Origin of the sequence: Actinoplanes sp. NPDC049316 (assembly GCF_040677315.1) — a bacterium.
GTDB lineage: Bacteria > Actinomycetota > Actinomycetes > Mycobacteriales > Micromonosporaceae > Actinoplanes.
The window spans coordinates 143498-153912 of record NZ_JBFAQM010000019.1 but is presented as its reverse complement, the minus strand read 5'-3'; the positions used below and the strand labels follow the sequence as shown (position 1 = coordinate 153912).

Here is a 10415-nt window from a genome sequence, read left to right as displayed (position 1 = left end):
AAGGCTCCCAGCTAGACGACTGGGTTGATAGGCCGGAGATGTAAGCCAGGTAACTGGTTCAGTCGACCGGTACTAATAGGCCGAGGGCTTAACCATATTAAACTTTATGCTCGATATGCGTCCACTGTGTGATTCACAGCAAACAACCACCCCCCACATCGACGGGCCCGGCAGGTATGGCGGGCTGGTGTGGGCTTGGAGTGTTGGTTGTGCCGCTGATAGGTGTTTCGGTGGTTATAGCGGAGGGGAAACGCCCGGTCTCATTCCGAACCCGGAAGCTAAGCCCTCCAGCGCCGATGGTACTGCACTCGGGAGGGTGTGGGAGAGTAGGACGCCGCCGGACTCAACGTGAGGTGACGCCCGCCCGAACTTCGGTTCGGGCGGGCGTTACTGCTATATACGCGCGATGTTTGTTTGTGGCCGGCCCGGTGACGGGACCGGCCACTTTTGCGTTTCGGGGGAGGACCAGATTCGCGACGGGATCGCGCGCCCGTGCCGGCGGTGACGGGCACGGCCGCCTGGGACAGTTTGGGGCCCGCTGGGGCCCGCTGGGGGCCTCGGGTGGGCGGCTTGGGTGCGGCGGTGCGTGTCGTGTAGGGCGTTGTGGGGGCGGGTAATGGGCGGGCATGGATGTCCGGGTACTGCGGGTGGCGGCGTTGGTCGCTGTCCTCGTGGTGGGCGGGTGTTCCATGGCCGACGACGGTGGACGGGACCACAATCCGGCTCATCGTCCTGGGTATGTGCTGCCCGGGGACGGTGTTGCTCCCACGCCTGCGCGGTCCGGCCCGAGTGAGCTCGACCATGTTGTTCGGGGTGGGGACGGGTACGGCGTACGGGACGCTGTGTTCGAGCTGGTGGACGGGGCGGACGTCGTTCGGGTCAGCGTTGCGGACCTTGGCGGGCCGCTGTTCCATGTGGCCACGCCGGCGGAGTCGAAGGTTGTGCCGGCCGTACGGGTTGACGGGGACAGTGTGGTGGCTGGGCTGCGGGACAGTGGGCAGGCCGGGCCCGCTGAGGTGACTGTTCGGTTGGCTCGGGACGTACGGTGGCGGGTTCGGCTGGCCGGCGGGGCGAGTGCCGAGAGCGTCGATCTCACCGGCGGGTTGCGCGGTGGGGATGTCGAGCTCGTCGGGGGTACGAGCCGGGCCGAGGTTTCGCTTCCCGCTGCTGCCGGGACGCAGATGGTCACGATGACCGGCGGGGCCAGCAAGATGGTGGTGCACGTGGCGGGTACGGGGCCGGTGCGGGTGGCAGCTCGGAACGGTGCGGGCAATGTGACCATCGACGGCGTGACGCATTCCGGGGTGGCCGGTGGGACGGTTTTTGCGCCGCTGGGCTGGGAGACGGCGACGGACCGGTACGACATCGATGCCGCCGGCGGGGTGTCCGAGCTCAGTGTGACCCGGGACTGACGCGAGGCCCCGTCAGGTGTCGGGGGTTCCGGTTACTTTGCCGGGGTTGAAAAGGTTCAGCGGGTCCAGGGTGTGCTTGAGGGCCTGCTGCATGGCGAGGACCGCCGGTTCCTGCTCCTGACGCATACCGCCCCGCTTCAACAGGCCCACCCCGTGTTCGCCGGTGACCGTGCCGCCCAGGGCGATCGCCTCGGTGAGGATCTCGTCGAACGCCGACTGGGCTGCCGTACGGGCTCCGTCGTCGTTCGGTGGGGTGCGGATCAGGGGGTGGAGGTTGCCGTCGCCGGCGTGGGCGATCGTTGCGATGGCCAGCCCGTGGTGGGTGGCGATCTGTTCGATGCGGGCGAGCATGTGGGGGACTTTGGAGCGGGGAACGCAGACGTCCTCCGTGAGGACCGGGCCGAGTCGTTCCATCGCGGGGTAGGCGAGCCGTCTGGCCGCGAACAGGGCCTCGGCTTCGAAGTCGTCGGTGGACTGTTCCGCCCATTCGGCGCCCGCGTCGCGGAAGACGGTGGCCAGGGTTGCGGCTTCGTGGTCGCCGGCTGCGCCCGGGGTGTCGATCTGGGCGAGCAGGAGGGCCTCCGCCGTCGCCGACAGGCCCAGGTGTTTCCAGTCCTCGACCGCCTGCAGGCAGGCCCGGTCGAGCAGCTCCAGGGCGGTGGGCAGCAGACCCCGGCGGGTGGCCGCGGCCACGGCGTCGCCGGCGGCCACGACGCTGGGGAAGGCTCCGACGACCGTACGGGGGGTGCCGGCGCGGGCCGGGCGCAGGCGCAGGGTGATCTCGGTGACGACGCCGAGCGTTCCTTCGGAGCCGACGAGCAGTCCGACGAGGTCGTAGCCGGCCACGCCCTTGGTGGTGCGGTGGCCGACGCGGACCGCCGTACCGTATTCGCCGGCCGGGCCGCCCACGACGGCCTGCAACGCGAGCACGTAGTCGCGGGTGACGCCGTACTTGAGGCAGCAGAGGCCGCCGGCGTTCGTGGCCACGTTGCCGCCGATCGTCGACCAGGGCGCGCTGGCCGGGTCCGGCGGGTACCAGAGGCCGTGCTCGGCCACGGCCGCCTTGAGGTCGTCGTTGACCACGCCGGGCTGGACCACCGCGATCATGTTCTCGGCGTCGATCTCGAGGATCCGGTTCATCTTGGACAGATCGAGGACCACGCAGCCGTCGACGGCGTTCGCTCCCCCGGAGAGGCCCGTGCCGGCGCCGCGGGGGACGACGGGAATGCCTCGGGCGGCGCACTCCGCGACGATCGCCTGGACCTCCTCGGTCGTGCGCGGACGCGCCGCGGCGGCCGGCGCGCCGACGGGGGCCCATTCGGCGTCGTCGTGGCTGAGGGACGCGAGGACGTCCGCGTCGGTGACGAAGTCGAGGTGGGGGAGGGCCGCCGTCAGGGAGGAGGGCATGCCCCGACAGTACGGCCCGGCGGGGTCAGGCGCTCATGAACTGCTTCGTCGACAGCGCGCGAGCGGTGATGCGGACGTCACCGATCCAGCAGGAAGCGTTCCGGGGAGACGTTCAGGCTGCAGGTGGGTTCGAGCGGGGACCAGCCACTGGACTTGCCGGCGTCCCCGCTGCAGCCCTCCCAGCTCAGCACGCCCATCCAGGCGTGGTCGCCCTCGAACGGGTCGGGCAGCTTGAGGAACGCCTCGATGGTGTAGCCGTTCTCGAACCGCATGCTGTTGAGGGCGGCGTCCGGGGCGATGTGCAGGATGGCGCCGCGGCCGGGGTTCTTGCCGCCGTCGAAGCGGAGGCCGGCGTGGGCGGGCTGGGCCACGTGGTGGTCCGTCGACCTGGTCAGCACGTTCTGAGCGCTGTTCGCCAGCAGCCGTACCTGAAGGTTGTGGTTCTTGCCGCTCAGGTCTCGCACCACCGAGCCGTCGGTGACCGTTTGGCCGGGGCGTCGAAGCGCCAGTAGGCGACGGTGTGGCGGTCGACGACCGCGGCGGGCGGCCGGGGCGCGGGCAGCGCGGGTGGGTCGATGGCGGCGAAGCGCCGACCGAACTCGATCGCGAGGCTGAACCGGTCGGCGGGGCCGGTGAGCTCGTTCCTCGCCGTGATGACCGCTCAGGTGTCGCGCCGGCGCAGCACCATCGGGTAGAGGCTCGACTGCGCCTGCCATGTCGGGGCGGCCTGCGGTGGCGGGATGGTGAGGATGCGGGCGAGGGCCTGGAGCATGTCCAGCAGCGCCATGTGCAGCCGCGGGTCCGCGACGAGGCCGTCGGCGCCGGCCGCCTCCGGGCCGAGCGGCACCCGGATGCAGGCGGCCCGCAGCAGCCGGGACCTGCCGTGGTCGAGAACCGTTTCGAGGGTCGTACGCGCGCCGTCGTCCTGCGCCGGCGGTGACACCGACAGCCAGGCGGTGGGTTTGCCGTTCAGGTCGCCGCCCTCGATCAACCAGTCGAGCAGGTTCTTCAGCGCGCCGGGGAGCGATCCGGCGTACTGCGGGGTGCTGAACAGCAGGGCGTCCGCGGCCGCGGCGTGCCGGCGCAGCTCGGTCACGTCCGGCGGGTCCTGGTCGCCCGGCACGAACGCCGGCAGCGTCCGCAGGCCCTCGAACAGGGTGGCGGAGATCCCCGCGGGGGCGAAGCGGGCGGCCGTACGCAGGGCGGCGGTGTGCAGAGACGTCTCGCGGGTGCTGCCGGAGATCAGCAGGATGCGGGTCATGGCGGCGAGACTACGGCCCGCCGGTCACCCCGGGATGCGCTCGAGGTCTCAGCGGGCGTTCTCGTAGCGGGTCCGAGCTGGGATCCCGGTGTCCGGAACTGCTCCGGGCGGCCACGGCGTGCCGTACAGCTCGGCGCTCAGGACCACGGTCGTCCACGGGATCCACGGGCCGCGCAGCATCAGCGGCTGGGCGCCCTGGAAGTAGAGGTTCACCGACCAGTCCAGCGGGTTGGGCTGGATGAGGATCAGTGACCGGAACTCGTACGCCCGCTCGGTGTCCTCGTCGCCGAGCACCAGCCGCTGGCTCGTGATCGTGGCGACCTGCCGGCCCTGGAAGCGCCAGCCGGCGCGGGCCTCCCTGCTGCTGCCGGTGAAGAAGAAGCCGCCGCTGGCGAAGATGCTGCTGGAGTAGTCCACATCGGTCGAGAAGTACGCGGAGACGTCGGCGGGGAAGGCGCCGTACTGCTTCTCGCCGGCGTCGAGCCGGAGCGTCGGCGTGACCGGCGCGGGGTGGCCTCCGCGCTGGACGAAACGGGCGAGCAGGGCCATCGACCGCCAGCCCGCGTCCGTCTGTTCCTCGGTGTACCGCCAGGTCTGCTGAGACGGAATGCCTGTCACGGTCCGAGCCTGGCACGCGGCAGGTGCAGCGGCCACGGAGTTCGCCCGGCCGTGAAGTGAATTGTCCGTAGCGGGGAGTTACCTCGGCCGAAAGTCCCGGTCGCACCCCCCAGCCCTAGGCGGAGCGGGGCAGGCGGAACCAGACGCGTTTGCCCCCGGCGGGCAGCGGGTCCGTTCCCCAGGCCGTGGCGAGACGCTCGATGATGTGCAGGCCGCGGCCGTTCTCGCTGTCCGGGGCCGGTGACCGCTTGCGCGGCGCCTGATAGCTGGTGTCGCTGACCGCGATGCGCAGGTCGGTGTCCAGGCTCAGCTCCACGACGACGTCGCCGACGGTGTGCTGGATCGCGTTGGTGATGACCTCGTCGAGCAGCAGCAGGGCGTCGCCGCTGACCGGCTCCTGCCGCCACGCGGCCAGCAGGTCACCGGCGAAACGGCGCGCGGCCGGTGCGCTGATCGCCTCGCCGCGGAACCGTCGCCGGGCCGTACGGGGCAGCGCCGCCGGGGTGTCGTTCGTCAGGCACAGCAGGGCCACGTCGTCGCTGCGCGGCTGCGGCCCGACGCGGCTGGACAGCACGTGGTCGAGCACAGCCTCCGGCTCGAGGCTCGGAGCCGCCTGCAGGGCGGCGCGCAGCTCGTCGAAGCCCTGGTCGATGGGGTGCCGGCGGTCCTCGACCAGCCCGTCGGTGTAGAGCAGGAGGGTCGCCTCGGACGGCAGAAGGAACGTCGTGTCCTGGTAGACGGCGTTGCGCGAGACGCCCAGCGGCAGGCCGCCGCGCAACTCGAGGACCGTCGTGCCCGCGGTCGTGCGCAGCATCGGTGGCAGGTGACCGGCGAGGACCGCGGTGACTGTGCCCTCGCGGCGGTGCAGCTCGAGGTAACAGCACGTGGCGATGGCGTCGAGATGCAGGTCGAGCAGCAGCTGGTTGGCGTGGTGCATGACCGCGGTGGGGGTGTGCCGTTCGGTCGCGTACGCGCGCAGGGCGTTGCGCACCTGGCCCATGGTCGCGGCCGCCGCGGTGCTGTGCCCCGCCACGTCGCCGATCACCACGGCCACGACGTCGTCGCCGAGCGCGATGACGTCGTACCAGTCGCCGCCGACGTCGACGCCGTGCGTCCACGGCAGGTACCGGGCGGCGTGGCGCAACCCGGGGATCTGCGGCAGGACCGAGGGCAGCAGGGCCTGCTGCAGGGCGGCCGCCATGGACGTACGGGCCTCGAACAGCAGGGCCCGTTGTAGCGCTTGAGCGCTCAGCCCGGCCAGAACCATCAGGGTGTCGCGTTCCTCGGGGTCGAACGTCCGCGGCTCGGTGTACCCGACGATCAGGGTGCCCAGGACCTCGCCCGCGACCGCGAGCGGCAGGAACGCCCAGGCCTGCCGGCCGCCCGCGGGAACCGCTGCGGCCGGGTCGGGCTGCGCGGCCCGGAACTCGGTCAGGGAGGTGAGGTACTGCGGGGCGCCCGTACGCGCCACGGCCGTCGCCGGGTACGGGTGGCTCATCGCCAGCACGAGGAGGCGTTCGACGACGTCCGGCTCGTACCCGGCGTGGTAGTGCAGGCGCAGGTTGTCGTCGTGCCGGAGCAGCAGCGCGAGGCCCTGACCGCCGGCCGAGGGGCGCAGCACCGAGCCGATGGCCGCGTACACCTCGGCGGTGGTGCTGGCCGCCACGAGGGCCGTGGTGACGGTCTGCAGGGTGGTCGCGCGGGCCGCGGCCTGCTCGGCCCGGGCGACGCTGCGGGTCAGCTGGCGCTGCTGGTCGATCAGGTTGGTGATCTCGCGGAAGGACACGGCGATGTGGTCGGGGCCGGCCCGGGCGATGCTGAGCTCCCACACCTGGCCGACCTCGGGGTACGCCATCTGCTCGCGCCACGGCTCACCGCCGGTCACCACGCCGCGGTAGCGATCGATGAGGCCGTTGTCCCAGCTCTCCGGCGAGACGACGCTGAGCGGCCGGCCGATGACGTCCTGCACGGCGTGGCCGGCGAGCTTGGCGCCGAGCTGGTTGACGTACTCGCAGACGAAGTCGACGATCGTGCCGGCGTCGTCCCGGACCGCCCGCAGCAGCGTGAAGCCGTCGAAGGCGGCGTCGAGCACCTCGTAGAGCCGGGTCCCGGCGGCGGACGGCGGGGTCACGGTGACCTGGCGCAGGTCGACGAAGCGGACGCCGATGCCGTCGCCGTACGGTGCGACCCGGAGCTCGAAATGCCCGGAGACGCTGTGCCGGTCGTGATAGACGGTGTGGGTGGCCGGCCGCCGGGTCTCCACCACCTCGCAGTACAGGGGGAGGGTGCCATCGTGGACGGTCTCCGGCCAGAGCCGGCGGTAGCGGCCGCCGATCAACTCCTCGCGCGGCCGGCCGGACAGGCGGCAGCCCGCCTCGTTGATGTAGACGATCTCGAAGTCGACGATCCGGCCGTGCTCACGGACGGCCCGGGCCAGCACCCAGCCCTGCGGGTCGGCGTCCAGCATCGCCAGGAGTTCCGCCCCCGGCAGCGTCCCGGCGTCCGCCGTCACCGGCCCACCTCCTCGCCCCCGGCGGTGTCATCATGCCCCTCCCCCAGTACACACGTCACTCCCACGAACCGGGGCTCTCTTGACCGAACGGCAAGGAGGAGAACGATGTCCGCGGGGTGCAGCGGCTAGCGGCGGACGGCCGGCTCGTTCAGGGTGCTCCAGGCGGTGGCGAGAGGGCCCTCGAGGGTGTCCCGGTCCAGGTCGACGCCGGCTTCGTCGCCCACCACGGCCAGCGCCGCAACGATCGCGGGATGCTTGCCGGCGAGCGCCGCGATCCGGGGGTGCAGGCTTGCCCCGGCGCGGGGGGCCGTGCCGGGCTCGAACATCTCGACCTTCCGGCCGTCCACGACGTCGCGCACGATGACCATGCCGTCGCCGCTCTTGGTGACCTGCAGAAGACGCGTGTCCTGCGACAGCCGCGCGATCGCGGGTGCGCGATTGGCGATGGGCGCACGGTCCTCGAAGCAGAACGTCCAAGGCCCGCGATCCCCGAGGCGGAGCAGCGCCCCCCGCTCGCTGATCGGATGGGCCTGCTCAGCCTCGGCCAGGGTCATCACGGCCGTCGACCCGGCCCCCAGCGCGGCGGCCACCGCCGCCGGTTCACGATCCCGGACGAAGGAGAGGCAGAAGCCCGGATAGCGCTCCTGCCCCGCCCACGCCCATCGCTCGATGTCCATTTCGGTAGCGTATCGGCGCTGTTCGTCAGTTGACGACGGTCACCGTGTACGGGTCCAGATCGAGGACCCGCTGCGCCTGGGTGAATCGGCCCAGCTCGCCGCCGGCGCCCTCGTTCTCGCCCAGCGGCACGTGCCCGCGTACGCACTTCTCCGTCCCGGTGACCGGCTTGTTGGGGTTGGCCTCGTAGATCTGCCACTGCCCGTCCTCGAACAGCGGCACGATGTCGGCGCACAGGCCGCCGGGGGTGCCACCCTCGTAGGTCTTGGCGAACGGATACTCGTCGCACGAGTCGTCGACCACGATCTCGTCCGGGAACGGCACGAAACTGGAGTCACAGGTGCTGCGCCGGTTGGCCTCCGCCAGCGAGTCGCTCGCGAGCCGGCGCAACGGTGTCTCGGCGCCCCAGCCGTCCGGCAGCGCGACCTGCGCCCAGTAGTAGGTGACGGCGGCTGCCCCGTACAGGCTGAGCGACACCTCCAGGTCCGGCCGTGCACCCGGATAGACGCAGCCCGCGAAGTTGCCGACCGCGTTGTCGCACCGGATGTCGATGACTCCGTCCCACGACACGTTCGGCTGGGCGGGAACGGCATTGGGCACCGTGACGTACGCGTCGTACTTCGTGCGGGTGTTCGCCACGGCGCCCTTCGCGAGGGTCTCGCTGTAGTTCACCGTGCCGGACGCCGACTGCCCACGGCTGAGCAGTTTCGCCCCCGTCCACGGCGACGCCTTCGTCATGACGCAGCCCGCCGTACACGAAGCGGTGAGGCTGACCGCGACCTGGGTGACCTGACCGGTGACATTGGACAGCGTCACGGTGGTCTGCTCCTCGAACGCCGACGAGGTCGCGCTGAGCGTGATGCTGTGCACCATGCTCAGCGTGCCGGTCCCGATCACCGCGCCCTTGTCGTTGACCAGCGTCCCGGTGACCGCCGTCTTGAGGCACGACCCGAACCGGTGGTACCGCATCTCCACCGGTCCGGTCACCGCGCAGGTCGCGGCGTCGCGGGTCGACATCCGGTCGTCGTCGCGGAAGGCCGCGGGGTCGGACCGTACGCAGAACTTCGTCTTCCCGCGTGCTGCCGTGCATCTTTCACCGGAGCCCGAGGGCACCGGGGTGGTGCTTTCCTGGGCAGGCCGTGCGGCCGTCACGCCGACGGTGCCGACAAGCCTGCCGTGGTCATGGCCGGGCGCAGCCGAGGCGGCCGGCGTCCACATGCCCGTGCTCGCCGCGACGACGGCGGCGCAGACCGCGAGTGTCGTGATGCGTCGTCTCACCAGTGGAGTCCTTTCGCAGCTCGTCGAAAGCGCGCAGGAGCTCTGGGGTGAAAGTGCTGGAGCCCCCGCTCGGCGGTCACCCTAGCATTGGCATACATCGATTCGCAGCCCCGCCTGGAACGGTCGGTTCAGCGGTGCAGGACTCCGCACGCGGCCGGATCGGTCGCCTCGGCGGGCAGCTTCGGATCCAGGTCGCTCTTCCCGGCGCCGAAGTCGTACGCGCCGTTGTGGTTGTGGTCCACACCGTGGATGACCAGGACGGCGTCGCCGGCGCGGATGCCCTTGGCGGTGTCCCTGTCCGTCGTGACGTGCCGGTGGTAGTGCGCCCTGCCGTGCGGCGCGGCGGGGAACCGGTCGACGGCCAGCGCGCTGGCCGGGCTGGTGTCACCCTTGGTCGTCAGCGACACGGCCACCGGGCCGTACGCGGGTACGCCTTCGAGGGTGGTGAGGCGGAGGTCGCTGTTGGTGTCGTCGAAGAGGTTCGGACACTCGTGACGGGCCTGCGCGCCGTAGTGGATGTGTACGGCGTGCGGGGAGTCGGGGAGCAGGCCGGTGGCACGGTACGAGACCGCGAGGCGGGTGCCTTTTGCGGCTACTGCGGCCCTGCCGGAGACTCCGGACTGGTTGAGCTGGCGCAGTTTGGCGTACGTGTGAACGGTCTTTCCGGGGTGACCGCGGTGGCCGGCGGCCGCGTTCGCTGATGAGGCGGCGAGCAGGGCGCTGCCGAGCATGGCGCCGGTTGCGGCGGCGGCCAGGATGCGACGGTGGTTCATGATTCCCCCTGGGGCTCGATGAAGCCGAAACGATGATCCGTTCGGGGTTCGTCGCCGCGGGGCGGCCGGATTGGTTCCCCGCGGAGGACTCCTGGGCGTTGTACGCGTTCAGGTGCGCGCCGGCGGCGATCACCTGGATCCGGTGGTGGCTACGACATCCCCGTTGTATTGGGCGTCGTGGCGCCGGTACCGGCCGGCGGTCGACCTGTCCCACGGCTGGGGAAGCAATTCGCGCTGGCGTACCAGCTTCCGCCGCGACTACCGGCTGACGGATCGGCTGGCCTACAACGTGGATGCCGCCTTGGACCCGCAACAGGAGCATCCGGGTGGGATGCCGTTCAACCGCGATGTCGACCTGCTGCGGTATCGGTGCGCGACGCTGATCGACCACGACGAGGAGCAATGGGTGTGGGAGAACCACCACGCGGAGCCGGTACCCGGCGGCTGGTGACCTCGGCCCGGTGACTGCTTCCGTTTCC

At 71.2% G+C, this 10415-nt stretch carries 10 protein-coding genes and 2 rRNA genes; 4 read left to right on the top strand and 8 right to left on the bottom strand.

The features are described 5' to 3' along the window. From AB0K03_RS26500 to AB0K03_RS26490, 3 genes are all read left to right on the top strand, one after another. Nucleotides 1–96: ribosomal RNA gene (locus AB0K03_RS26500) — 23S ribosomal RNA — on the top strand; the annotation flags it as partial. 130 nt (nucleotides 97–226) lie between these two features. Then, a 5S ribosomal RNA gene (gene rrf, locus AB0K03_RS26495) occupies nucleotides 227–343 on the top strand. Between the two features lie 685 nt (nucleotides 344–1028). Beyond that, a complete protein-coding gene (locus AB0K03_RS26490; RefSeq protein ID WP_364689651.1) occupies nucleotides 1029–1412 on the top strand; it encodes a hypothetical protein in 384 nt (127 codons plus the stop codon). A 12-nt stretch (nucleotides 1413–1424) separates the two neighbouring features. Here the strand turns inward: AB0K03_RS26490 and AB0K03_RS26485 are convergent, their stop codons facing one another. The 8 genes from AB0K03_RS26485 to AB0K03_RS26450 all read right to left on the bottom strand — a co-directional run bounded on the left by AB0K03_RS26485 (nucleotide 1425) and on the right by AB0K03_RS26450 (nucleotide 9936). Continuing rightward, nucleotides 1425–2819: an FAD-linked oxidase C-terminal domain-containing protein gene (locus tag AB0K03_RS26485; protein WP_364689649.1), complete on the bottom strand. Its 1395-nt coding sequence runs from the start codon at nucleotides 2817–2819 to the stop codon at nucleotides 1425–1427. A 77-nt stretch (nucleotides 2820–2896) separates the two neighbouring features. Beyond that, entirely contained in the window at nucleotides 2897–3286 is a 390-nt protein-coding gene (locus AB0K03_RS26480) for a hypothetical protein (protein ID WP_364689647.1), read from the bottom strand. 194 nt (nucleotides 3287–3480) lie between these two features. After that, complete coding sequence (locus AB0K03_RS26475) at nucleotides 3481–4080, bottom strand: NADPH-dependent FMN reductase (protein WP_364689644.1); 600 nt, start codon at nucleotides 4078–4080, stop codon at nucleotides 3481–3483. Nucleotides 4081–4128: 48 nt separating this feature from the next. Next, entirely contained in the window at nucleotides 4129–4698 is a 570-nt protein-coding gene (locus AB0K03_RS26470) for a hypothetical protein (protein ID WP_364689641.1), read from the bottom strand. 115 nt (nucleotides 4699–4813) lie between these two features. Beyond that, nucleotides 4814–7210, bottom strand: a complete 2397-nt coding sequence (locus AB0K03_RS26465; RefSeq protein WP_364689638.1) for a SpoIIE family protein phosphatase — start codon at nucleotides 7208–7210, stop codon at nucleotides 4814–4816. A 125-nt stretch (nucleotides 7211–7335) separates the two neighbouring features. Then, a complete protein-coding gene (locus tag AB0K03_RS26460; protein ID WP_364689635.1) occupies nucleotides 7336–7887 on the bottom strand; it encodes a DUF6461 domain-containing protein in 552 nt (183 codons plus the stop codon). Between the two features lie 25 nt (nucleotides 7888–7912). Beyond that, a complete protein-coding gene (locus AB0K03_RS26455; protein ID WP_364689633.1) occupies nucleotides 7913–9163 on the bottom strand; it encodes a NucA/NucB deoxyribonuclease domain-containing protein in 1251 nt (416 codons plus the stop codon). A gap of 128 nt (nucleotides 9164–9291) precedes the next feature. Then, a complete protein-coding gene (locus AB0K03_RS26450; protein ID WP_364689631.1) occupies nucleotides 9292–9936 on the bottom strand; it encodes a hypothetical protein in 645 nt (214 codons plus the stop codon). Nucleotides 9937–10081: 145 nt separating this feature from the next. Between AB0K03_RS26450 and AB0K03_RS26445 the strand changes: the two genes are divergently transcribed. Further along, on the top strand, nucleotides 10082–10387 hold the full coding sequence (locus AB0K03_RS26445) for a hypothetical protein (RefSeq protein WP_364689628.1): 306 nt from the start codon (nucleotides 10082–10084) through the stop codon (nucleotides 10385–10387). Nucleotides 10388–10415: the final 28 nt, after the last annotated feature.